Genomic DNA, 21,830 nt, shown 5'->3' on the forward strand with positions numbered 1-21,830 from the left:
TTCCGCATCCCTACCCCACTCGGCAATTACAACCCCGACTGGGCAATACTGGTTGAGCAAGACGGCGCCGAACGCCTCTACTTTGTAGTGGAAACCAAAAGCAGCCTGTTCAATGATGACCTTCGCCCTATTGAGCAAGCGAAGATCGACTGCGGCACCGCTCATTTCAAACTGCTTGCAACCGATGAGGCCAGCTTGCGCTTCGGTCGAGCCAGTAGTGTGGATGATGTGATTGCTGGTGTGCTGAACTAGGCCAGCAGGATCAATTAAAACAACATGGTTCGAGCAAAGAGGTAGTGGAGAAGCGCTAATCAGCAACACCAAGTTGGCCTCGGCCAGGCCTTGTACAAAACCGCTGCGCGACCACTCAAAACTTTAAACTACAACTAAACCAGAAGGCGTTATAGGGCGTGCCCGGTGCAGCAGCACCAGCACGCTGGCCTGCAACTCGGACAGGCTGGCCAATGTGTGTTCCAGGCACTCGCGCAGTTCGTCTTCGGTGAGCAGCGCTTCGGGGCTGTCCTGATGTCAGGCATGGGGCGCCAGCAGCCAGTGGCCGCCATCGGCGAAACGCTCGTCACCCACCGTGCCATGGGGCGCGGCCAGGTCGTCGAGCAGCACCTCGCGACGGTTGTGCTTGAGACGGGTCTTGGCAGTATTGGCGGTGATGGTCAGCAGCCAGGTCTTAAGACTGGAGCGCCCTTGAAAGCCTGCCAGGCTGCGCACCACGGCGAGCCAGGCATCCTGCACCACCTCATCGGCGTGGCGGCTGCCGACGATGGCGTAAGCCACCGCGCGCATCGCCCCCTGATAGCGAGCTACCAGCTCGCGATAGGCCGTCTGCTCACCGGCGAGCAGACGATCCAACAGTTCGGTATCGGACATAGAACTCCCATGGGTAGGGCCTTGCGCGCACGATCAGACTCTGCGTACGCGCCAGGCATTCCTACAGAGAGTTCAACGCTTGCGCAAAATTACACTGCCGATCGAATAACCGGCGCCAAAGGAGCTTAGAACACCCAGGCTGCCCGCCGGCAGGTCGTCCTGATGCTTGTGCAGGGCGATCACCGAGCCGGCCGAGCTGGTGTTGGCGTAGGTGTCGAGAATCACCGGCGCCTCATGTGGCTCGGCGTCGCGGCCGAGCAGTTTGCGCGCGATCAGCAGGTTCATGTTGAGGTTGGCCTGGTGCAGCCAGAAGCGCTTGACGTCGCTGACGTTGAGCTGGTTTTCCGCCAGGTGTGCGGCGATCAGCTCGGCGACCATCGGGCAGACGTCCTTGAACACCTTGCGGCCTTCCTGCACGAACAGCTTGTCCCTGGCACCGATACCCTCTTCCGCCGCGCGGTTGAGGAAGCCGAAGTTGTTGCGGATGTTGTTGGAGAACTGGGTAAGCAGCTTGGTGCTGACCACGTCGAACTGGTGCAGGGAGGTGGCCAGGTCGGCACGCTCGATGATCACCGCAGTGGCGGCATCACCGAAGATGAAGTGGCTGTCGCGGTCACGGAAGTTGAGGTGACCGGTGCAGATTTCCGGGTTGACCATGAGGATGGCGCGGGCCTGACCGGTCTGGATCGCGGTGGTTGCGGCCTGGATGCCGAAGGTGGCCGAAGAGCAGGCTACGTTCATATCGTAGCCCCAGCCCTGGATGCCCAGCGCAGCCTGCACTTCGATGGCTACCGCCGGGTAAGCGCGCTGCAAGTTCGAGCAGGCGACGATCACCCCATCGATATCGGCGACGGTCTTGCCGGCGCGCTGCAGCGCTTCCTTGGCGGCGATCACGGCCATTTCGCAGAGGATGCCCCACTCTTCGTTGGAACGCTCAGGGATACGCGGCACCATGCGCAGCGGATCGAGAATGCCTTCCTTGTCGATGACGAAACGGCTCTTGATGCCCGAGGCTTTTTCGATGAAGCCGCTGCTGGACTCGCTCAGCGCCTCCACCTCACCGCGGGCGATGGCCTCGGCATTATCGGCGTTGAACTGCTGCACATAAGCATTGAAGGATGCCACCAGCTCGTCGTTGGAAATGCTGTTGGCCGGGGTATAGAGGCCGGTACCACTGATGACGACGTTATGCACGCTCATTCCTCTTCTCGGCCGCTGGCGGCCTCAGGCAGTAGGCCGGCGACAATGGCGCAGGCCGAAAATCGGGAGACTTGGGCCAAGCTCTTGCGACGGTTGGCTCCGGGCCACTGAGTGTGCCACAGGGCGAGGGGGTTCGTCCTCAGCCCTTGAGAGTGTCTAGGTGGACAGAACATGACCTAATATAGCCGTTTGGTCTAAAGTCTTATCTCGATCCGCGCACCTGGAGCTTGCATGAACCTCTCCCTGCTCAGCCGCTACGCATTCTTCGCCTTCTGCGTGCTGTTCACCCTGGCCAGCGTGCCTTTCCTTGGCCATGAATGGCTGTGGCCGTTCACCCTGCTTAGCGGCGTGCTCAGCCTGATCGGCATCGGCGATCTGCTACAGACGCGCCATGCAGTGCGGCGCAACTACCCGATCCTCGGCAACATTCGTTATCTGGTCGAAGGCATTCGCCCGGAGATTCGCCAATACCTGCTCGAAGGTGACGCTGAGCAACTGCCCTTCTCCCGCGCCCAGCGCTCGCTGGTGTATTCCCGCGCCAAGAACGAAGGCGCTGACAAACCCTTCGGCACCTTGAGTGATGTGTACCAGAACGGTTTCGAGTTCATCAGCCACTCGATGCGCCCGGCGCCGCTGAGCGATCCACGCAGCTTTCGCGTGGAGATCGGCGGGCCGCAATGCAGCCAGCCGTACTCGGCCTCCCTGTTCAACATCTCGGCGATGAGTTTCGGCTCGCTCAGCGCCAATGCCATTCGCGCCCTCAACGAAGGAGCGAAACTCGGCGAGTTCTACCATGACACCGGCGAGGGCAGCATCAGCCCCTACCACCGCGAGCACGGCGGCGATCTGGTCTGGGAACTGGGCAGCGGCTACTTCGGCTGCCGCGCCTCGGACGGCCGTTTCAACCCCGAGCGATTCGCCACTCAGGCCGCCAGCCCGCAGGTGAAGATGATCGAGATCAAGCTCAGCCAGGGCGCCAAGCCGGGCCATGGCGGCATCCTGCCCAAGCACAAGATCACCGAAGAGATCGCCAACACCCGCGGCATTTCCATGGGCGAGGATTGCGTTTCGCCGTCGCGCCACAGCGCCTTTTCCACGCCGGTCGAGCTGCTGCAGTTCATCGCGCAATTGCGTGAGCTGTCGGGCGGCAAGCCGGTGGGGTTCAAGTTCTGCCTGGGTCACCCCTGGGAGTTCATGGGTATCGTCAAGGCCATGCTGGAGACTGGCATCCTGCCCGACTTCATCGTCGTCGACGGCAAGGAAGGCGGCACCGGCGCGGCGCCGCTGGAGTTCACCGATCACCTCGGTGTGCCGCTGCGCGAAGGGCTGCTGTTCGTGCACAACACCCTGGTCGGCAGCAACCTGCGCGACAAGATCAAGCTTGGCGCCAGCGGCAAGATCGTCAGTGCCTTCGACATCGCCCGCGTGCTGGCTATCGGCGCCGACTGGGCCAACTCGGCGCGCGGCTTCATGTTCGCCATCGGCTGCATTCAGAGCCAAAGCTGCCACACCAACAAGTGCCCCACTGGCGTGGCGACCCAGGACCCGCTGCGCCAGCGCGCTCTGGTGGTCGAAGACAAGGCCCAGCGCGTCTACAACTTCCACCGCAACACGCTCAAGGCGCTGGCCGAAATGCTCGCCGCCGCCGGCCTCGACCACCCGGCGCAGATTGATGCCAAGCACCTGGTGCAGCGCATGTCGGCTACCGAGATCAAGCTGTTCGCTCAACAGCACGTGTTTCTCGCGCCGGGCGAGTTGCTCAGCGGCCAGATCGCAGGGGAGTTCTACGAGCGCATGTGGCGCATGGCGCGCGCCGACAGTTTCGAGCCGGCACCGGCCTGAGCGGCCGTCGCCCAGTCCGCTACGGCCAAGCTCGGGGCGGCATCGCTTAACGTCTTGAACCGGTAAGCGCATGCGCCTTTCGCTTTCCGCTCTGCTTCTGCTGTGCCTCGCAGCCTCGGCCGAGGAGCAGCGCCCACTGCGCTTCTCGGTGACCGAGAGCTGGGCCATGCCGATGATAAAGATCGTCGATGGCCAGGCTACGGGCGGGATTCTCTACGTTCTGCAAATGTGCCTGGTGCAGAAGGTCGGCCGCCGTGCAGAGATGCTGGTGCTACGCGTCTGCGCGTTCAACGCTGGCTGGTCAGCGGCGGAATCGACGTGCGCTGCTACGTCAATCCAGACTGGCGCCTCGAATCCCATCATCAGTACATCTGGAGCCTGCCACGGGTCAGCGCCCGGTTGAACTCGCGACTGTTGCCATTCTTGGCGTACAGCGTGGCGCGCAGCTCGGCCGGCGGATAGGTGCCGGGGTCGGCGAGAAGCGCCGGATCGACGAAGGCATCTGCCGCCGATACCGCATTGGCGTAGTAGATGCTGTTGCTGATGGCGCCGATCACCTCGGGCGTCATCAGGTGGTCCATCAACGCCAGCCCGGCCTCCGGGTGCGGCGCGTCACGCGGGATGACCATGGCATCGAACCACAGCAAAGCCCCTTCACGCGGGATGCGGTAGCTCAGCTGGAAGTCCTTGTTGGCCTGCTCGGCCTGTGCCGCGACGATGGCGACGTTGCCATTCCAGGCAATGGCCAGGCAGGTGTTGCCGTTGGCCAGGTCGCTGAGGTTGCGGTCATTGTCGAAGTAGCGAATGAACGGTCGCACCTTGGCCAGATGGGCCCCGGCCTGTTTCAAGTCATCGAGATTCTGCCGGTTGATATCCAGCTCCAGGTAGCGGAACGCTGCGGCGAACACCTCGTTGGGATCATTGAGCAAACTCACCCCGCAGTCGGCGAAACGCGCCACCACCTGCGGGTCCATCAGCATCGCCCAGCTATCGGTCGGGGCATCGGCCATGCGCTGGGTAATAGCCTGCTCCTGGTAGCCGAAACCGGTGGTGCCCTAGACGTAGAGTCCGGCGTAGCGATTGCTCGGGTCGAACTTGGCCATGTGCTGGGTGAACTCGTCATCGAGCCCGGCGAAGTGCGGCAGCTGCGTCTTGTCCAGTTCACGCAACGCACCGCTGGCGATGGCCCGACTCAGGTGCTGGCCGGCAGTCAGCACCAGGTCGTAACCACTGCCGCCGGTGAGCAGTTTGGTTTCCACGGTTTCCAGCAAATCGAAGTGATCGACCACCACGTGGATACCGGTCTTCTCTTCGAACGAAGCCAGGGTGTCCGGGGCCAGGTATTCGCTCCAGATATACAGGTTGACCTGCTGCGGCGCCGCACCGGCCTGCGCGTGCGCGCAGGCGGCAAGGGCCACGGCCAACAGACTGGCGGGCAGTTTCATCCGGGCCTCCTAGGCGCACTGGGGCGCGGCGTGGCGAGCCCCGCGGTACCCGCCCCGACGATGGCTATCAGCAGTCCATTCATGTTCATGCTCCCTGTTGTGATGCAGGGAATACTAACCGCCTAGGGTCTGTTGCCGTTTCGCGCACGGCCGCGACGAAACGGCAACAGACCCTAGCAGGCCGTTGAAAAACGTAGGCGAGGCAGCCAGTGCAATACCGATGGCGGCCCCGCAAAAACAGCCGAAAAACGACCGGGGTCGCGTCCGACTTTACGTGTTGTAAATGAGCATTTTGACTGGGCTCGCACGCGAGGCTGTTTTTAACGCAGCAATGGCAACGTAGTTAGCTTTTCAACGGCCTGCTAGCGTCACGCTCAACATGAACGCTCATACAGCGGCAACGTGATCAAGGCTTGTCCGGGCGGATATCGAAGCCCCCCTTGTTCTGGCTGACGATACGCAGGTACTGGATCTCCCCACTTTTCACCGGCACAGCCACCTCCCGCAGCAGGCGGCCCATGCCGCACAGGGTGTTGTCCATACGATCCGGGGTGATGCCGACCACGCGCGTGCCGGGCGGCACCTGGAAGGTCGCGACCTCGCCGACGCCGATGCGTGCAGCGACCTTGCGATCCACCTCGATGGCCACGAAGCAGCCGCCTCCCATCACCCCGAAGTCGCGATTGACCACGATCTGCGCACTGTTCGCCTGCGCCTCCTGAAAGGCCAGCAGGCGATCTTCCGGTACCGGTTTGATGTGCTCGGGGTCGCCCCGAAACGATGAACAACCAGCCAGCAGCAACAGCGGTAGAGCGACGAGGATCGAGCGCATGAAGCCCTCCATGGGCAGATGAATGCCGCCTGAGTATTGGGCTTGGCGCGTCTGTGAGCAAGGTATCGATGGCAGCGATTTTCGCTAGCAGAAGCATCGATTTCTGCAATGAAGGGCGCAATGTTTTCATCTCTCTCGAACCCAGCGCCACCTAAGTCGGCGCAACTAATCGGAGACTACCCAGATGAAATTCGCAGCCCTCAACGCCACCCTCCTCGCCGCTTTCGCCCCCATGGCCTTCGCCAGTGAGAAAGCACCCGTCAACACCAAAGTGGAAGTGCAGGAATACCAGTACGGCATGCAGCTGGACATCGACCAGGTTCTGCAGCGCACCGACAACAGCCGCAAGAGCGGTGTAGTGCCCAGCGTTCTGGTCTACCGCGACAGCCAGGGTCAAGTGCACGCCGTGCGGTTCATGGAGTGGGGCGGGCTGAGCAGCCAGAACGGCTAAGCATCCGTTGAACGCCTGCTGCTCGTCGGCACTGCCGGGCGTGCTTCGCTTCAGCCCACCGACACGAACTACAGCAGTGCCCCGGTCGTATCACGCAACCGGGGCACTGTCGCTTCAGCCTTGCAGGCGTTTGACCAGACGTGCCTGCAGCGCTTCCAGCTCGGCCGAGTCGGCCTTGGTGGCCGCGTGAATACCCAGCCCCTCGCCCTCGAAGCGCGGGATCACGTGCACATGGATATGGAACACCGTCTGCCCGGCAGGCGCACCGTTGAACTGTGCCACCTGCACACCAGCGGGTTGCAGTTCGTCGACGACAGCCTGGGTGACCTTCTTCACCACGGCCATGACCTTGGCCAGGCTGGCGTCGTCGATGTCCAGAATATTGCGCGCAGCAGCGCGCTTGGGGATCACCAGGCTGTGGCCCTTGGATTGCGGGAATAGATCGAGGAAGGCCAGTACATCGTCGTCCTCGTAGAGTTTGTAGCAGGGCAAGTCGCCACGAATGATCAGGGCGAAGATGTTCTGGTGATCGTAAGTACCGTGCAGGCTCATACCGATGGGTTCCGTGCCAGGTGGATGAAAAACCCACCATACCGCCTCGCTCGCACGCAGGAAACAGGCAGGATCGCTCGAATCGATGACTACTAGCAGCTGGATCGATTTCCTGCGCCCCAACCACTCGTGTTCTGATCGCCTCTTTCGTAGAGGCTGTTCAGGATCTCGCGAGCTAGAGCGATACAAGGCCGATGGCGGCCCCGCAAAAACAAGCGAGGAAGCAGAGTGTACTTTTGTACATGAGCATTCCGACCGGGCTGGCGATCCAGCTTATTTTTAACGCAGTAGCGCCGATGCGCATCTGATCGTGAACAGGCTCTTAGGCCCATTCGACATGGAACTCCACATGACCGACCTCAGCACCTTCCACATCACCCGCAAATGGCCAGCCCAGCATCCCGAGCGCCTGCAGCTGTACTCGCTGCCCACGCCCAACGGGGTCAAGGCCTCGATCATGCTGGAAGAAATCGGCCTGCCCTACGAACCGCACCTGGTCAGCTTCGACAGCAACGACCAGTTCAGCCCCGAGTTTCTCTCGCTGGCGCCGAACAACAAGATTCCCGCCATCCTCGATCCCAATGGCCCCAATGGCCATCCGCTGGCGCTGTTCGAGTCCGGGGCGATTCTGATCTACCTCGCGGAAAAGACCGGCAAGCTGCTGCCACAGGACGCCGCTGCCCGCTACGAGACGATTCAATGGCTGATGTGGCAGATGGGCGGCCTGGGACCGATGTTCGGCCAGCTCGGTTTCTTCCACAAATTTGCTGGTGCAGAGTACGAAGACAAACGCCCGCGTGACCGCTACGTCGCCGAATCCGTTCGCCTGCTGGGTGTGCTCGACCAGCATCTGCAAGGCCGTGACTGGATTACCGGCGAGTACAGCATCGCCGACATTGCCGTATTCCCCTGGATTCGCAACCTGGTGGGCTTCTACGAGGCCGGTGATCTGGTGCAGTTCGAACGCTTCGCCAACGTGCGCCGCGTGCTCGATGCCTTCCTCACCCGCCCGGCGGTGCAGCGCGGGCTGAACATTCCCGCGCGCGGTTGATGATGTTGCGGGAGTCGGCCGCCGACTCCCGCATCGTTTCCCTTGCACTTGGCTTAGGTAGCCGCCGACACCTTTTGCTCGGCACCACGCTGATCGGCCTGCCCGACCAGGTACCAACCGAGCAATCCCCACAGCGCCGCACAGGCAGCGCCCACCAATGCCACCAGCCAGGCACCCTGAGCGATTGCGTACGCCGCCTGGAAAAGGAACTGGGCGTGCGCCTGCTCAACCGCACCACCCGCGGCCTGACGCCGACGGAAATCGGCGCGCGCCTGCTGGAGCGCCTGCGCCCCGCGCTGGACGAGATCAACACCGCGCTCAACGACCTGCAGGAAGATCCACAGAACCCGGCCGGCTCACTACGCCTGCATGTGCCCGGCGTGATCGCGCGGCACATCCTGCCGCAGCTGCTGGACGATTTTCTCGCTCGCTACCCTGCGTCTCGCCCCCGAGGGTCGCCTGGTCAGCTCGTCGCAGGATCTGCTGATCGCTGCAGCCTGCGCCGGTCACGGCATTCTCTACACCTTCGAGGAGTACATCGCGGCGCACCTCGCCAGCGGCCAGTTGCAACCCTTCATGCAGGACTGGTGGCAACACTTCGACGGGCCGTACCTGTACTACCACAGCAGGCGTCACGTACCGGCGCCGCTGCGTGCCTTCGTCGACTACGTGAAGGCCCTGAACGACGCCGGCCATCCATCTCCAAGCCCGAAATAGAGCGGCGGCCAATACCCAAGCAAAGCGCTGGGAGATTATAATTGCGCGCTTGCGTCTCGCCCTTCCAGGTCTCTCATGAACAACTCTGCATCCGACGCCGCGACGAGTCTGTCGCCGGGCGCGATCCTTCTCATTCAACTCGCCCTGGCCCTCGGCGGCTTCGCCATCGGCACCGGCGAGTTCGCCATTATGGGCCTGATGCCCAACGTCGCCGCCGATCTTGGCGTCAGCGAGCCGCAGGTCGGCCATGTGATCAGCGCCTACGCCCTCGGCGTGGTGGTCGGCGCACCGGTGCTGGCCCTGCTCGGCGCCCGCCTGCCAAGGCGCATCCTGCTTCTGCTGCTGATGGGCTGCTTCGCCCTCGGCAACTTCGCCAGCGCCCTGGCGCCGAGCTACGAGCCGCTGCTGATCTTCCGCTTTATCGCCGGCCTGCCACACGGCGCCTACTTCGGCATTGCCATGCTGGTGGCCGCCTCCATGGCGCCCCCGCACAAGCGCGCCAAGGCGGTGAGCCGGGTGCTGGCCGGCCTGACCGTGGCCATCCTGATCGGCAACCCGCTGGCCACCTGGCTCGGCCAGTTCATGAGCTGGCGCTACGCCTTCGCCCTGGTCGGCATCATCGCCATCACCACCATCGCCATGGTCGCGATCTTCCTCCCGGCCGACCCGCACGAGCAGCGCAGCAGCCCCTTGGGCGAGCTGCGCGCCTTCAACCGCGCGCCGATCTGGCTGGCCCTGGGCATCGGCTCCATCGGTTTCGCCGGGATGTTCTGCGTGTTCAGCTACATGGCGCCGACCCTGCTCCACGTCACCCAGGTCGGCCCCGGCTGGATTCCCCTGGCCATGGGCGTGTTCGGCGCCGGCTGCATCGTCGGCAACAGTGCCGGCGGCTGGCTGTTCGACCGCCTGCGCCTGCGCGCGGTGGCCTGGATTCTGGCCTGGAGCACGCTGGTGCTGCTGGCCTTTCCGTTCGCCGCGCACAGCCTGTGGACTATCCTGCCGGCGATCTTCGCCCTGGGCACCATGATCGCCCTTGGCCCGGCCCTGCAGACCCACCTGATGGACGTCGCCACGGGCGCGCAGACACTCGCCGCCGCATCCAACCATGCCGCGTTCAACGTCGCCAACGCCCTCGGCCCCTGGCTCGGCGGTCTGGCCATCAGCGCCGGCATGGGCTGGACGGTCACCGGCTACATCGGCGCAGCCACCGCCATCGGCGGCCTGCTGCTGTTCGCCTGGGCCTGGAAGGTGCAGCACAAAAACGGGGCGATCTGACAGATGCGAGATGCTGCGCCGGCAGGTATTGTCTACCTCCCGAGCCACTATCGCGTAACCCGCCCAATGATTGCCCAGCGTTTACGATTCGCCCTGGTCGCTACCAGCCTGCTCACCGCGCTGACCGCCCACGCACAGGTGGAAGTCGAAGCTAACGCCGGCCTGCTGGCGGTGAAGATTTCCGAAGAGATCGTTCCGGGCGATTACGAGAAGCTGCTGGCTGGCTTGCGCGCCAACCCGGGCAAGCACAAGCGCAAGGTCGTGCTGCTCGACAGCATCGGCGGCAGCGCCCCGGAGGCCATACGCATGGGCCGCCTGCTACGGGAAACCGGCTTCGAGGCGCTGGTGCCTTCAGGCGGCCTGTGCCAGGGCAGTTGCATCTATTTGCTGGCGGCTGGCAGCAAACGCACGGTCAACGGCCACGTTGCCCTGCGCCGACCACCCTTCTCCGCAGGTGACTCGGCGCTGGCACAGGCCGCCCACGGCAGCCAGCCATTCAGCCCAGCCAGGTACTTTCGTGACATGGGTGTCGACGTAAGCCTGGCGGAAGACATCTACCAGGTCGCGCCAGGACGCTTGCGTCTGCTGAGCCAGGATGAGCTGGTGCGCTATCGGTTGAAATAGCGAGACGGACTTGCGGGGATAATGCCCCTGCATCACTCGATGCCGGTTTTTTCAGGTTCTTCGCATCCTCGCGGGGAGGATACGCTTGATACCGGACTGGCAATTACGTGTTAGCTGTCCATGGCTTGACACTATTCGTTAGCGTGTCGTCTGATCTGATGGGTTTCGCCCGTAAGGGGCGCAACCCAAACGCTCAGCGCACGCGGTAACGGATAGTGCTAAGTCAGTAAACGGTACGCGCACAAACTTGCCAATCCGGTACTTACTAGCACTTTCCCCAAACTATGCGAAGAACCTTTTTTCATCAGAACAGGAAGGTCAGCGCCAGGTTGAACAGCATCGCGGCGACGAAGCCGATGGGCGCGGCGCGTATGCCCGTGAACTGTCCCTCGGGGTGTTGATGGCCAACCACAGCAGTCCTTCCGGCGCTGGGTCTGCGCAGGACGCCGCGCGTTCTGGGCGCCCGGTGGGCGACAGGTGGTAAGCGCGGTCGGCACGGGTGACTGCCTGGTGATCGCGCGCCGTCGCCAGGGCATCTGGCAAGGTCAGATGCAGGAGTTATCTCTGGACAACTGATCAGGTCGCTTTGAACGCTTTCACTCGCTCCAGCCAAGCCAGGTCGAGCCGCGTCTGCTCGATATCCAGCCCCTGCTGCTCCATCGCCTCGCGATGGCTATCGATCTCGCGCACCATCTGGCTCAGCTCGTTGGAGTTGCCGTCGAGCTGATGCATCTGGGTCACCCCCAGGTGGTAGAAGCGCAGCAGCTTCATCGCGCTGTCATCGCCCTGCGCCACGCCCGCCTTGACGTGATGCATGACGTTGGTGACACGCATCAGGCTGCGCTTGAGTCGCCAGCCGTAAACGGCCGGCGCCATGAACGGCCGCGACCAGAGTCGCTGGCGCACCAGGGCAATGGTCAGGCCGAGCCCCGCCAGCACACCGAGCAGGTTCCATTTGAAGTTGTCGCCACCGGGCGTGCCGAACAGCTGCGTGCTCAGCGTGGCGCAGAGCATGGCCAGCGCCACGAAGATGACCGCGATCACCACGGTGCTGCGGCGGGTCTGCTGGCGGTAGTAGGCGGGGTCGATGGGCTGGATTTCGAACATGAAACGCACTCTCGGAGCTGACAACATGGGGCGCCACCATGCACCATCGCGCCACTTCGGTCGAGCCCGGTGACAACCACAATTGCGACAGGATTCAACCCTCAACCGCCCTGCTTCAACCACTCGCTGGGACTCGCCCCCACCTTGCGGCGAAATGCGCGGGCCAGGGCCGAGGGGCAACGGCAGAGCGCGCTGGTGGTGGAATATGCGAGCAAGGCGTCGGCAGCACTGGAGCAGATCAACAGCCATATCGGCCGGATCAGCGCCCAGAACATCCAGGTCGGCACTGCCACCGAGGAGCAGTCCAGCGTGGTCGAGGACATCAACCGCAATATCGTCGACATCAACGAGCTGACCGTCGGCACCAGCCATATCGCCGATCAGCTCAACCAGGCCAGCAGCGATTTGCAGGCACTGTCGAGTCAACTCGATGGCCTGGTCGGGCGTTTCCGGTTGTAACCCCTCAAACCACTCGGTGCGCACGGTGCCCCCTAGGGTCGGACGCCGTACGCACCGAGCCACCTACAGGTCTTCGTCGATGCGCTCGCGCAAATAGGTGTAGAAGGGGTTGGACGTCATACGCTGCAAACTATCGAGCCCCACCACCAGCACGCCGTGCTCACCGCGCGGTGCCAGCGTGCCAAGGGCTACGCCGTAGAACTCCTCGGAGGTCGGTTCGCTGCCATACAGCGGATCGTCCGTGGGGAACGGCAGTGCAACGTGTGACAGCGAGAACAGCTGGCTCGGGTATTCGACGTTCAATGGCGTCACCCGCGCCTCACGCCCGCCGGCTGCGATTCGCCGCGCCTCGACCTGACGACCACCGCTCTGCGCAACACCCACCACCGTCAGGTCGTAGTCACGCTGGGCCGGTGGCAGCAAGGTTTCGAGCAAGCCGCTCATGTCCGCCCGCAGCAGCGAGCTGGCCGCCTGCGAGCGGTTGATGTCGAAGATCACCAGTTCGCTGCCATTGTCCGGCAGACGCTCGAACAAATGGCGCACCACGGCCGGTGTACTCACGGTACTGTCGGCCAGCGACTGAAAGGCCAGCACCGGTGGCAATCGTGACAGACGGCCATCGGTTTCGGCTGCATCGAATGCGGCCTGCACCTCGCTGGTCAGCTCATAGGTCTGCCGCGCCGCGTGCACCGGGAAGGAGTTGTACTTGAACGGGTTGAACTCCGGCAGCACGTTCATCCAGGCCGACTTGGCGAAGGCCGGCAGCAACGCCGGCAGGGCCGCCAGCCCGGCGTAACGGGCGTAGCTGGTGACGCCGATCATCGGCGAGATCAGCACCAGGCGTTGCGGCATGGCCAGTTGCCCGTCCCCCAGCGCCGCCAGGCTGTAGCGCAGCGCCAATGCACCGCCATTGGAATAGCCGACGAGATACAGCGGCCCGTCCGGTACTTGGCGCCGCGCCTCGCGCACGGCCAGGCGGGTAGCCGCCAGCCATTGCTCCCAGTGCGCAGCAGTGAGCGCCGCCGGTACCGTGCCATGGCCGGGCATGCGCGGCACCACCGCTAGCAGCCCCTGTTCGCTCAGGTGCTGGGCGATATGGCGCAGGCTGTACGGCGAGTCGGTCAGGCCATGTAACAACACCACCACGCCCCGCGCCGGACCTGGCGGCTGCAGAATGAAGGAACGATTCCAGTCGCGCGGCAGATTGCCGGGGTAGACCGGGCTGTCGCTGGCGTAGCGGCTGTATGGCGCCGTGCCGGAGGCCGTGACCGGCTCGATCAGTTCGCGCTGCAGGCGTTCGAACAGGGTCGCCTCGGCAGCCAGGTAGGCCTGCCAGTCGGCAGCGTCCAGCTCGCTGACCTCCATCTCCTGCGGCACCAGGCGATGCCAGGACTCCAACTCGGGCAACGACGATAGCCCGGCGATGCGTATGCCGAGCAAGGCCACCACGATCAACAACAGCACTACCAGCGTCCAGGCCATCGCAATGCGCGGTAAACGCATCAAGCGCCTCCCTCAAAATCTCTGGCCGGGAAAATCCGTCCCGGCGACCGGCTTGGGGACTTTAGTGCAAAGCGACGCCCGACCACCACTGGGTTGGCCTTTAAGGTCTGTATCGGTGCCATGCGACTCAGTAGGCTGCGTGGTCTGGAAGCAAGCCAGAAGCGCTGGATGAACTGAGCAGGCAAGCAACTGGCAGTGCTGATAGGCTGCGCACATGAATCTCGCCGCGCTACTCCAGACACTCATTGCCAAGGACCCACAGCGCCTGCGCATCCTGCAGCAGGTGCGCGAGCTCGACCTGCCCGATTGCTGGGTGGCCGCCGGTTTCGTACGCAGTGCGGTCTGGGATCACCTACACCAACGCACGCCCTCCCCGCTGCCAGAAGATATCGACGTGATCTGGTTCGACCGCAGCCAAACCTCCCCCACTCGCGACGCTGAACTGGAGACGGTGCTGCGCCACAGGGACGAATCGCTGCAGTGGTCGGTGAAGAATCAGGCACGCATGCATCTGCGCAATGGCGATGCGCCTTACGCCTCGGCTACCGAAGCGATACGGCATTGGCCGGAAACCGCGACGGCGGTGGCCATAAGGCTCGATGAACAAGACAGGCTGGAAGTCGCCGCGCCGCTCGGCCTGGAGGATCTGTTCGGCCTTATCGTGCGCCCAGCCGGGCGCTTTCAGAACGCGAAGAGTCAGATCTACCAACAGCGCCTACATGACAAGAACTGGCTGGCCACCTGGCCGAAGTTGAAGGTGATTGCGTAGGGTAGATCGGGCTTCAATAGCGACAGGCTGGCAGGTGCCAGCAAAGCTTCGCCCCGAGGCGGGGCTCCTACACAGAGCGCTCTCCAAAACGATCAAGCATCCGGGGAAGCGAGGCACCTGCGGGCATATCAGCCTGCGCCCCTACTTCCAGGCGCAATAACACCCCACCGCCAAACCACTGGCCAGGGAAACCTGGCGCCCCTGCGTCAGCGCATCGAGCACCGGTCGACGAAGCTGTTGCTGGAATTACATACCAACCCCTCGCTGTAAGGGCCGGCATAGGCCAGGTTGCCGTCGCGATCCCAGATCGCCAGGGCCGGGCTGGCTGGCAGCGATTGCATGCCCTCGATACCCGGCAAGGGCTTGATCCGCCCGCGCAGGAACGGCGCGATCTCACCCTTGCTGCCCGGCTTCTGCACGCTGTAGAACGCCACATCGGCATTGCGATGCAGGCCGATCAGATAGCGCAGGTGCGCGTCGGTCTCCGCGTTGCAGGGGCAATCCGGTCCCAGAAATGCACAACGCGAATGAGACCAGGGCCAGCGAGCTCAGGCGGCAGCTTCAGCCCGCCCTGACCGAAGATCACCGTCTGCTCGGCATAGGGCCGCAAATACGCCGCGCCGCTAAGCCACCAGATCAGTACCACGATGCCCAGCGCCAATACGCAGAAGCCCACCACCAGGTGCTTGAAGCTCAGGCGTTGCAGCAGGTTCATGGCTGATGGCCAAACTTGCGCAGGAACTGCTTCTCCATTTCCTGACAACTTTCCTCGGTGAAGCTACGTTCGGTGGCCTGCGCACTTTTCCAGCAGGCTTCGATGGCCTGGCGCTCGGCCGCCTCGATCTCGCCATCCTGGGGGGGTCATGATGTAGATGAGGCCGGCGATATCAGCACCACGAACGCCAAGCCAGCCAGAAACAGGCCCAGGCAGCCACGGCGCCCCAGCCCGACGTTTTCATCATTCACACTCATCGTTTTTCAGTTTCCGCATTCATCAGTGGATAGCTCGCCCCACCGCCGGGGCGAGCGCCGATCATCAACTTTCAACCAGCGTCCACTGCTTGCTCAGGCGCTTGTCCGACACCGCCATCTTGGTGCCCAGTTGCTGGGCGAACAGCGACACGCGGTATTCCTCCAGCATCCAGCGGTACAGCGTCAGCTCCGGATCACGCTTGCCCTCCTGAGCATGCTTGGCAGCGCGGGCCTTGTACTGCTCCCAGTAGCCGGCCAGTTCGCCCGTCCACACGCGGTCGCGTTGCACCTGCGCGCCGACCTTGTCCAGGCGCTGCTCGATGGCCTTCAGATAACGCGGAATTTCCTTGAGCCATTCGCCCGGCGTTTCGCGCACGAAGCCGGCATACACCAAGTTCGCCAGTTGCTGCTTGATATCGTTGAGCGCCATCGCCTGGGCCAGATCGATCTTGCCCTTGAAGCGCTTCTGCAGGCCATGGTGCAGCTTGAGGATCTCCAGCACCAGGCGGGCGATGCGTTCGGCGTGGGCCGTCCAGTCACCGCGCTTGCGCTCGGCCAGTTGCGCCAGGGCCGCACCGTCGCGCGGCAGCGTGGCTTCGCCTTCGAGGATGCAGGCGTCCAGGCTGGCCAGCAGGATGTCCTCGACCAGCGCCTCGACGCGGCCGATATCGCGATACAGCAAACCCAGTTCGGTCAGCCCCGGCAGCTTGCTACGCAGGAACTTGGCCTGCTCGGCCAGCTGTTGCAGCAGCAGACGTTGCAGCGCACGGCGGTGCTGGAAGTCGGCTTCGGCCTGGGTCGGGAAGCGCCCTTCCTTGACCACCCCTGCCTCCTCCACAAGCGCCGGGTAAACCGTCATGGAGAGGCCGGCGATCTTCTGCTGAGTCTTCTCCGCCACCTGGGCGAAGGCCTTGGCCTCCACCGTTTTCGGCGTCTTGTCCTGCTGCGGAATGGCCAGCGCAGCCTGGCTGGCTTCGGCGAAGCGCGCGGTCAGCTCAGCCAGGTCGCGGCCCTCGCCGAGGAACTTGCCCTGGGCATCGACCACCTCGATGTTCATCTTCAGGTGGTTTTCCAACCCGGCGGCGGATTCCTGCCAGGCCTCGTCGGGCACTCGCGCACCGGTCATGCGCAGCAACTCATGCCCCAGCGCCTGCGGCAGCGAACCCTGGCCAAACACCAACTTGTCCAGCGCCGCACCGACGAAGTCCGGCACCGGCACGAAGTTCTTGCGCAGCGCCTTGGGCAGGCCGCGCACCAGCGCCACGCACTTGGCTTCCAGTAGGCCCGGCACCAGCCACTCCAGACGCTCGGGCGGCAGTTGCGGCAACAGCGGCGCCGGCACACGCAGGGTCACGCCATCACGCGGGTGGTTGGGTTCGAAGTGATAGCTCAGCGGCAGTTGCAGTTCGCCGATACGCAAGGTGTCCGGGTACTGCGCGGCGGTGACTTCCTTGGCATCACGGGCCAGGGCGTCCTCCTCACGCATGATCAACAGCTGCGGGTCGGCGGCGCTGCCTTTCTTGTACCAACTCTCGAAACTCGCGGCCTGATAGATGTCCTGCGGGATACGCGCATCGTAGTAGCCGAACAGGGTTTCCTCGTCAGCGAGGATGTCGCGGCGGCGCGACTTGGCCTCCAGCTCGTCGAGGCGTTCGAGCAACTGGCGGTTGGCGGTCAGGCAGCGCACGCGACTGTTGATCTCGCCACGCACCAGGCCCTCGCGAATGAACATCTCACGGGAAACCTGCGGGTCGATGGGGCCGTAATGCACCGGGCGGCGGCCGACGATGATCATGCCGTACAGGGTGACCTGCTCGTACGCCACCACCTGGCCGCGCTTCTTCTCCCAGTGCGGTTCCAGATGGTTCTTCTTCACCAGATGCGCCGCCAGCGGCTCGATCCAGTCCGGCTCGATCTTCGCTACCATACGGGCGAACAGCTTGGTGGTTTCCACCAGTTCGGCGGCCATCACCCAGTTAGGCTTCTTACGCCCGATCACGCTGGACGGATGAATCCAGAAACGTCGCTGACGCGCGCCGAGGTAGTCGCCCTCCTCGGTCTTCTGGCCGATCTGGCTGAGCAGGCCGGCGAGAATCGCCTTGTGCACGGCGGCGTAATTCTTCGCCCGCACCACCGCCTCACTGGCCTCGGCCTGCTGACGGGCAATGGCGTTGACGCGAGTGTCCTTGGTCGGCGCGACGGGTTCGTTGTAGGAGCCGGCTTGCCGGCGATCAGACGGATCGCCCGCAAGCGGGCTCCTACCCGATCCACGCCCGCCTTCGAGCTTCAGCTCGCGGGCGATCAGCACCAGTTGCCGGTGCGCATCGCGCCATTCGCGCAGACGCATGTAATTGAGGAAGTTCTTCTTGCACCAGGTACGCAGCGGGTTGCTGCCCAGCTCCTGGCGTTTTTCCTCGAAGCCGCGCCACAGGTTGATCAGCGCGGCGAAGTCGGAATCCACATCCTTCCACTGCGCGTGCGCCTGATCGGCGGCCTGCTGGCGATCCATCGGTCGCTCACGCGGGTCTTGCACCGACAGCGCGGCGGCGACGATAAGGATTTCCTCCAGGCTGCCCTGCTTGGCGCCTTCCAGCACCATGCGTCCCAGGCGCGGGTCGATGGGCAGGCGCGCCAGTTGCCGGCCGATGGGCGTGAGCTGGCTTTCGCGGTTGACCGCCGACAGCTCCTGCAACAGGTTGAAGCCGTCGCTGATGGCCTTGCCGTCTGGCGGCTCGATAAAGGGGAAGTCCTCGATACTGCCCAGACGCAGGTGCAGCATCTGCAAAATCACCGCCGCGAGGTTGGTGCGCAGTATCTCCGGGTCGGTAAATTCCGGGCGCCCAAGGAAATCCTCCTCGCTGTACAGGCGAATGCAGATACCCGGCTCGACCCGCCCGCAGCGGCCCTTGCGCTGGTTGGCGCTGGCCTGCGACACCGGCTCAATGGGCAGGCGCTGCACCTTGGCGCGGTAGCTGTAGCGGCTGATGCGCGCCGTGCCGCTGTCGATCACATAGCGGATGCCCGGCACGGTCAGCGAGGTTTCCGCGACGTTGGTGGCCAGCACGATCTTGCGCCCGGCCATGGGTGCGAAAATCTTCTGCTGCTCGGCCGGCGTCAGCCGCGCATACAGTGGCAGCACCTCGGTAAAACGCAGGTTAGCCTTGCGCAGCACCTCCGCCGCCTCGCGAATCTCGCGTTCGCCAGGCAGGAACACCAGCACATCGCCAGGGCGCTGGCCCACACTGCGCTCGTGCTCGGTGATCTCGTCCAGCGCGGCAAGAATGCCCTGATCGATGGACAGGTCATCGAGCAGGCGCTCGCCCTCCTCGTCCACCTCGGCCGCCAGCGGGCGATACCAGGTTTCCACCGGGTAGGTGCGACCGGACACCTCGATGATCGGCGCATCGTTGAAGTGTTTGCTGAATCGCTCCAGATCGATGGTCGCCGACGTGATGATCAGTTTCAGATCCGGGCGACGCGGCAGCAGGGTCTTCAGGTAGCCGAGCAGGAAGTCGATATTGAGGCTGCGTTCGTGGGCTTCGTCGACGATGATGGTGTCGTACTTTTCCAGAAAGCGGTCGTGCTGGGTTTCGGCGAGCAGGATGCCATCGGTCATCAGCTTGATCAGCGTGCCGTCCTTGCTCTGATCCTCGAAGCGCACCTGATAACCGACCAGCTCACCCAGCGGCGTACCGATCTCTTCCGCTACCCGAGTCGCCACACTACGCGCGGCGAGACGGCGCGGCTGGGTATGACCGATCAGCCCATGCACACCCCGGCCAATCTCCAGACAGATCTTCGGCAACTGCGTGGTCTTGCCCGAGCCGGTCTCGCCGGCGATCACCACCACCTGGCTCTTCTCCAGCGCGGCCTTGATCTCGTCGCGCTTGGCCGCAATCGGCAGCGCATCGTCGTAGCGCATGGCGGGGATGCTGCTACGCCGCGCCGTCACCTTGTCGCTGGACGCCTGAAAACGCTCCAGCCACTGCGCCAGCTTCGCCTCGTCGGGATGCTTCTGCAGCTCATGCAATTGCCGGCGCAAGCGATGACGCTCGGCGATCATGACGTGGTCGAGGTTCTTCTGCAGCGTGGCGAGGTCAGTCATCTGGATCGAGGCAATCAGGGCAAAGGCGGGATTGTCGCAGATTACGGCTTATGGCGGGCAGGCTATACCGCTGCGAAAGGGCGTGAGATTAAGGCGTAAGAGAGCGGTACCTTTTGACCAAAAGGTCGCGGTAGGGGCGGCAGGTAACTGCCGTCCCTACCGCGACCGACCAAAAGTAGTCAAATCACTCCAGTGCCACTAAAGCCCAGCGCGTAGGGCGGACTCAGGAGCAAAGCGAACAGTCCACCAGGCCACTCGGCGCAACCCACAGGTAAGGTGACGCAATGAAAAACGCCACCCGAAGGTGGCGTTTTCATCAGCAGGGCCGAATCACTTCTTGCCCATCTTCTTCAGCTCTTCGTCGCGCAATTCGCGACGCAGGATCTTGCCGACGTTGGTGGTCGGCAGCATGTCGCGGAACTCGACGGCCTTGGGTACCTTGTAGCCGGTGAGGTTGGCGCGCATGTGCTCCATCACCTGCTCCTTGGTCACGCTCTCGCCTGGTTTGACCACCACGAACACCTTGATCGCTTCACCGGATTTCTCGTCAGGGATACCGATGGCGGCGCACTGCAGTACGCCCGGTAGAGTTGCCAGCACATCTTCCAGTTCGTTCGGGTAGACGTTGAAGCCGGACACCAGAATCATGTCCTTCTTGCGGTCGACGATACGCATGTAGCCGTCTTCCTGGATCAGGCCGATATCACCGGTCTTCAACCAGCCTTCGGCGTCGAGGATTTCATCAGTGGCTTCCTGGCGCTGCCAGTAGCCCTTCATCACCTGCGGGCCTTTCACGCACAGCTCGCCGATTTCGCCGATGGCCAATTCCTGGCCGTCGTCGTTGACGATCTTGCACAGGGTCGAGGGCACCGGAATGCCGATGGTACCGAGCTGGATGGCGCTGAACGGGTTGACCGTGACCACCGGGCTGGTCTCGGTCATCCCGAAGCCTTCGCAGATGGCGCAGCCAGTGACTTCCTTCCAGCGCTCGGCGGTAGCCAGTTGCAGGGCCATGCCGCCGGAGACGGTGAGCTTCAGGCTGGAGAAGTCCAGCTTGCGGAAGTCCTCGTTGTTGCACAGGGCAACGAACAGGGTATTGAGGCCAACGAAACCGGTGAAGCGGTACTTGGCCAGGTCCTTGACCACCGCCGGCAGGTCGCGCGGGTTGGTCAGCAGGATGTTGTGGCCACCGATCAGCATCATCGCCATGCAGTGAAAGGTGAAGGCGTAGATGTGATAAAGCGGCAGCGGCGCGATCAGCACCTCGCAACCTTCATTGAGGTTGGCGCCCATCAGCTCTTTGACCTGCAGCATGTTGGCCACCAGGTTGCGATGGGTCAGCATCGCGCCCTTGGCTACACCAGTAGTGCCACCGGTGTACTGCAGCACGGCGATGTCATCGTTGCTCGGGTTGGCTTCGCTGAAGGACTGGCCACGACCCTTGGCCAGGGCATCGTTGAACTTGACCGCCTTGGGCAGGTTGTAGGCCGGCACCATCTTCTTCACGTGCTTGATCACGGCATTGACCAGCAGACGCTTGAAGGTCGGCAGCATGTCGCCGACTTCGGTGACGATCACGGTCTTGACGCCGGTCTTGGGCACGACCTGTTCGGCCAGATGGGCCATGTTGGCCAGGCAGATCAGCGCCTTGGCGCCGGAGTCGTTGAACTGGTGCTCCATTTCCCGCGCGGTGTACAGCGGGTTGGTGTTGACCACCACCAGGCCGGCGCGCATGGCACCGAACACCACGACGGGGTACTGCAGGACGTTGGGCAGTTGCACGGCGATGCGGTCGCCGGGCTTGAGATCGGTGTGTTTCTGCAGGTAGGCGGCGAAGTCACCGGAGAGCTTGTAGATCTCGCCGTAGGTGAGCGTCTTGCCCAGGTTGCTGAAAGCAGGCTTGTCGGCGAAGCGTTGGCAGGACTCTTTCAATACCGCGAGGATGTTCGGGTACTGATCGGGATTGATTTCGGCAGCAACCCCAACGGGATACTTGTCCTTCCAGAAGTTTTCGGTCATGGAAGCCCACTCCTAAGCAACA

17 protein-coding genes and 4 pseudogenes are annotated in these 21,830 nt (G+C 63.3%); 11 read left to right on the forward strand and 10 right to left on the reverse strand.

All coding sequences use genetic code 11. The annotated features are described in order from the left end of the window. On the forward strand, nucleotides 1-252 hold a 252-nt coding region (locus N5J71_RS07145), incomplete at its 5' end, for a restriction endonuclease (protein WP_279916590.1). 162 nt (nucleotides 253-414) lie between these two features. Here N5J71_RS07145 and N5J71_RS07150 read toward each other — a convergent pair. Further along, a pseudogene (locus tag N5J71_RS07150) lies at nucleotides 415-885 on the reverse strand (RNA polymerase sigma factor); the annotation flags it as partial. 72 nt (nucleotides 886-957) lie between these two features. Further along, nucleotides 958-2,079 (reverse strand): beta-ketoacyl-ACP synthase III, encoded by a 1,122-nt coding sequence (locus tag N5J71_RS07155; RefSeq protein ID WP_004423952.1) that lies wholly within the window; start codon nucleotides 2,077-2,079, stop codon nucleotides 958-960. Nucleotides 2,080-2,316: 237 nt separating this feature from the next. Here N5J71_RS07155 and N5J71_RS07160 point away from each other — a divergent pair, with 237 nt between their 5' ends. Further along, nucleotides 2,317-3,927 carry an FMN-binding glutamate synthase family protein gene (locus tag N5J71_RS07160; RefSeq protein WP_004423950.1) on the forward strand — a complete coding sequence of 537 codons (1,611 nt, stop codon included), beginning with the start codon at nucleotides 2,317-2,319 and terminating at the stop codon, nucleotides 3,925-3,927. 70 nt (nucleotides 3,928-3,997) lie between these two features. Continuing rightward, nucleotides 3,998-4,330, forward strand: coding sequence for a hypothetical protein (locus tag N5J71_RS07165; RefSeq protein WP_177326245.1), 333 nt, complete (start codon nucleotides 3,998-4,000; stop codon nucleotides 4,328-4,330). On the opposite strand, the pseudogene N5J71_RS07170 reads toward N5J71_RS07165, so the two are convergent. Together N5J71_RS07170 and N5J71_RS07175 are read right to left on the reverse strand one after the other, a co-directional pair. Then, a pseudogene (locus N5J71_RS07170) lies at nucleotides 4,290-5,372 on the reverse strand (extracellular solute-binding protein). The gene N5J71_RS07165 and the pseudogene N5J71_RS07170 sit on opposite strands and share 41 nt — an antisense overlap. Before the next feature lie 406 nt (nucleotides 5,373-5,778). Continuing rightward, nucleotides 5,779-6,204: a 3-isopropylmalate dehydratase gene (locus N5J71_RS07175; protein ID WP_108232890.1), complete on the reverse strand. Its 426-nt coding sequence runs from the start codon at nucleotides 6,202-6,204 to the stop codon at nucleotides 5,779-5,781. A gap of 184 nt (nucleotides 6,205-6,388) precedes the next feature. Here N5J71_RS07175 and N5J71_RS07180 point away from each other — a divergent pair, with 184 nt between their 5' ends. Further along, nucleotides 6,389-6,655 (forward strand): DUF2790 domain-containing protein, encoded by a 267-nt coding sequence (locus N5J71_RS07180; RefSeq protein WP_004423944.1) that lies wholly within the window; start codon nucleotides 6,389-6,391, stop codon nucleotides 6,653-6,655. Nucleotides 6,656-6,769: 114 nt separating this feature from the next. Here the strand turns inward: N5J71_RS07180 and N5J71_RS07185 are convergent, their stop codons facing one another. Beyond that, a complete protein-coding gene (locus N5J71_RS07185; protein WP_279916591.1) occupies nucleotides 6,770-7,207 on the reverse strand; it encodes an HIT family protein in 438 nt (145 codons plus the stop codon). A 349-nt stretch (nucleotides 7,208-7,556) separates the two neighbouring features. Between N5J71_RS07185 and N5J71_RS07190 the strand changes: the two genes are divergently transcribed. From N5J71_RS07190 to N5J71_RS07205, 4 genes and pseudogenes are all read left to right on the forward strand, one after another. Further along, nucleotides 7,557-8,258 (forward strand): glutathione S-transferase N-terminal domain-containing protein, encoded by a 702-nt coding sequence (locus N5J71_RS07190; RefSeq protein WP_279916592.1) that lies wholly within the window; start codon nucleotides 7,557-7,559, stop codon nucleotides 8,256-8,258. A gap of 74 nt (nucleotides 8,259-8,332) precedes the next feature. Further along, nucleotides 8,333-8,975, forward strand: a pseudogene (locus N5J71_RS07195) (LysR family transcriptional regulator). 75 nt (nucleotides 8,976-9,050) lie between these two features. Further along, nucleotides 9,051-10,250: an MFS transporter gene (locus N5J71_RS07200; RefSeq protein ID WP_004423938.1), complete on the forward strand. Its 1,200-nt coding sequence runs from the start codon at nucleotides 9,051-9,053 to the stop codon at nucleotides 10,248-10,250. Nucleotides 10,251-10,316: 66 nt separating this feature from the next. Beyond that, nucleotides 10,317-10,874: a COG3904 family protein gene (locus N5J71_RS07205; protein ID WP_278619883.1), complete on the forward strand. Its 558-nt coding sequence runs from the start codon at nucleotides 10,317-10,319 to the stop codon at nucleotides 10,872-10,874. Nucleotides 10,875-11,450: 576 nt separating this feature from the next. Here N5J71_RS07205 and N5J71_RS07210 read toward each other — a convergent pair. Beyond that, the gene (locus tag N5J71_RS07210) at nucleotides 11,451-11,981 is read right to left on the reverse strand and encodes a DUF3087 domain-containing protein (protein ID WP_279916593.1); all 531 of its coding nucleotides are present in this window, start codon (nucleotides 11,979-11,981) and stop codon (nucleotides 11,451-11,453) included. 195 nt (nucleotides 11,982-12,176) lie between these two features. Between N5J71_RS07210 and N5J71_RS07215 the strand changes: the two genes are divergently transcribed. Continuing rightward, nucleotides 12,177-12,440: a methyl-accepting chemotaxis protein gene (locus N5J71_RS07215; protein ID WP_252857276.1), complete on the forward strand. Its 264-nt coding sequence runs from the start codon at nucleotides 12,177-12,179 to the stop codon at nucleotides 12,438-12,440. A gap of 63 nt (nucleotides 12,441-12,503) precedes the next feature. Here the strand turns inward: N5J71_RS07215 and N5J71_RS07220 are convergent, their stop codons facing one another. Beyond that, a complete protein-coding gene (locus tag N5J71_RS07220) occupies nucleotides 12,504-13,943 on the reverse strand; it encodes an alpha/beta hydrolase (RefSeq protein ID WP_279916594.1) in 1,440 nt (479 codons plus the stop codon). A gap of 214 nt (nucleotides 13,944-14,157) precedes the next feature. Between N5J71_RS07220 and N5J71_RS07225 the strand changes: the two genes are divergently transcribed. Further along, a complete protein-coding gene (locus N5J71_RS07225) occupies nucleotides 14,158-14,712 on the forward strand; it encodes a nucleotidyltransferase family protein (protein ID WP_004423926.1) in 555 nt (184 codons plus the stop codon). Between the two features lie 141 nt (nucleotides 14,713-14,853). Here the strand turns inward: N5J71_RS07225 and N5J71_RS07230 are convergent. Further along, nucleotides 14,854-15,427: pseudogene (locus N5J71_RS07230) on the reverse strand (DUF6436 domain-containing protein). A gap of 5 nt (nucleotides 15,428-15,432) precedes the next feature. Here N5J71_RS07230 and N5J71_RS07235 point away from each other — a divergent pair. Further along, complete coding sequence (locus N5J71_RS07235; RefSeq protein WP_158212577.1) at nucleotides 15,433-15,579, forward strand: hypothetical protein; 147 nt, start codon at nucleotides 15,433-15,435, stop codon at nucleotides 15,577-15,579. Nucleotides 15,580-15,748: 169 nt separating this feature from the next. Here N5J71_RS07235 and hrpA read toward each other — a convergent pair whose 3' ends face one another. Both hrpA and fadD1 read right to left on the reverse strand, forming a co-directional pair. After that, entirely contained in the window at nucleotides 15,749-19,789 is a 4,041-nt protein-coding gene (gene hrpA, locus N5J71_RS07240; RefSeq protein WP_279916595.1) for an ATP-dependent RNA helicase HrpA, read from the reverse strand. A 330-nt stretch (nucleotides 19,790-20,119) separates the two neighbouring features. Beyond that, nucleotides 20,120-21,808, reverse strand: coding sequence for a long-chain-fatty-acid--CoA ligase FadD1 (fadD1, locus tag N5J71_RS07245; protein WP_279916596.1), 1,689 nt, complete (start codon nucleotides 21,806-21,808; stop codon nucleotides 20,120-20,122). Nucleotides 21,809-21,830 lie beyond the last annotated feature (22 nt).

This window comes from Ectopseudomonas oleovorans (genome assembly GCF_029845265.1).
In the GTDB taxonomy this organism is placed as follows: Bacteria; Pseudomonadota; Gammaproteobacteria; order Pseudomonadales; family Pseudomonadaceae; genus Aquipseudomonas; species Aquipseudomonas oleovorans.

Excerpts from the sequence above, each read along its gene's own strand:
- N5J71_RS07200 (WP_004423938.1), top strand. The coding sequence starts at position 9,051 with ATGAACAACTCTGCATCCGACGCCGCGACGAGTCTGTCGCCGGGCGCG.
- fadD1 (WP_279916596.1), bottom strand. The coding sequence starts at position 21,808 with ATGACCGAAAACTTCTGGAAGGACAAGTATCCCGTTGGGGTTGCTGCC.
- N5J71_RS07180 (WP_004423944.1), top strand. The coding sequence starts at position 6,389 with ATGAAATTCGCAGCCCTCAACGCCACCCTCCTCGCCGCTTTCGCCCCC.
- N5J71_RS07165 (WP_177326245.1), top strand. The coding sequence starts at position 3,998 with ATGCGCCTTTCGCTTTCCGCTCTGCTTCTGCTGTGCCTCGCAGCCTCG.
- N5J71_RS07220 (WP_279916594.1), bottom strand. The coding sequence starts at position 13,943 with ATGCGTTTACCGCGCATTGCGATGGCCTGGACGCTGGTAGTGCTGTTG.
- N5J71_RS07205 (WP_278619883.1), top strand. The coding sequence starts at position 10,317 with ATGATTGCCCAGCGTTTACGATTCGCCCTGGTCGCTACCAGCCTGCTC.
- N5J71_RS07160 (WP_004423950.1), top strand. The coding sequence starts at position 2,317 with ATGAACCTCTCCCTGCTCAGCCGCTACGCATTCTTCGCCTTCTGCGTG.
- N5J71_RS07190 (WP_279916592.1), top strand. The coding sequence starts at position 7,557 with ATGACCGACCTCAGCACCTTCCACATCACCCGCAAATGGCCAGCCCAG.
- N5J71_RS07235 (WP_158212577.1), top strand. The coding sequence starts at position 15,433 with ATGGCCAAACTTGCGCAGGAACTGCTTCTCCATTTCCTGACAACTTTC.
- N5J71_RS07175 (WP_108232890.1), bottom strand. The coding sequence starts at position 6,204 with ATGCGCTCGATCCTCGTCGCTCTACCGCTGTTGCTGCTGGCTGGTTGT.
- N5J71_RS07225 (WP_004423926.1), top strand. The coding sequence starts at position 14,158 with ATGAATCTCGCCGCGCTACTCCAGACACTCATTGCCAAGGACCCACAG.
- hrpA (WP_279916595.1), bottom strand. The coding sequence starts at position 19,789 with ATGACTGACCTCGCCACGCTGCAGAAGAACCTCGACCACGTCATGATC.
- N5J71_RS07185 (WP_279916591.1), bottom strand. The coding sequence starts at position 7,207 with ATGAGCCTGCACGGTACTTACGATCACCAGAACATCTTCGCCCTGATC.
- N5J71_RS07210 (WP_279916593.1), bottom strand. The coding sequence starts at position 11,981 with ATGTTCGAAATCCAGCCCATCGACCCCGCCTACTACCGCCAGCAGACC.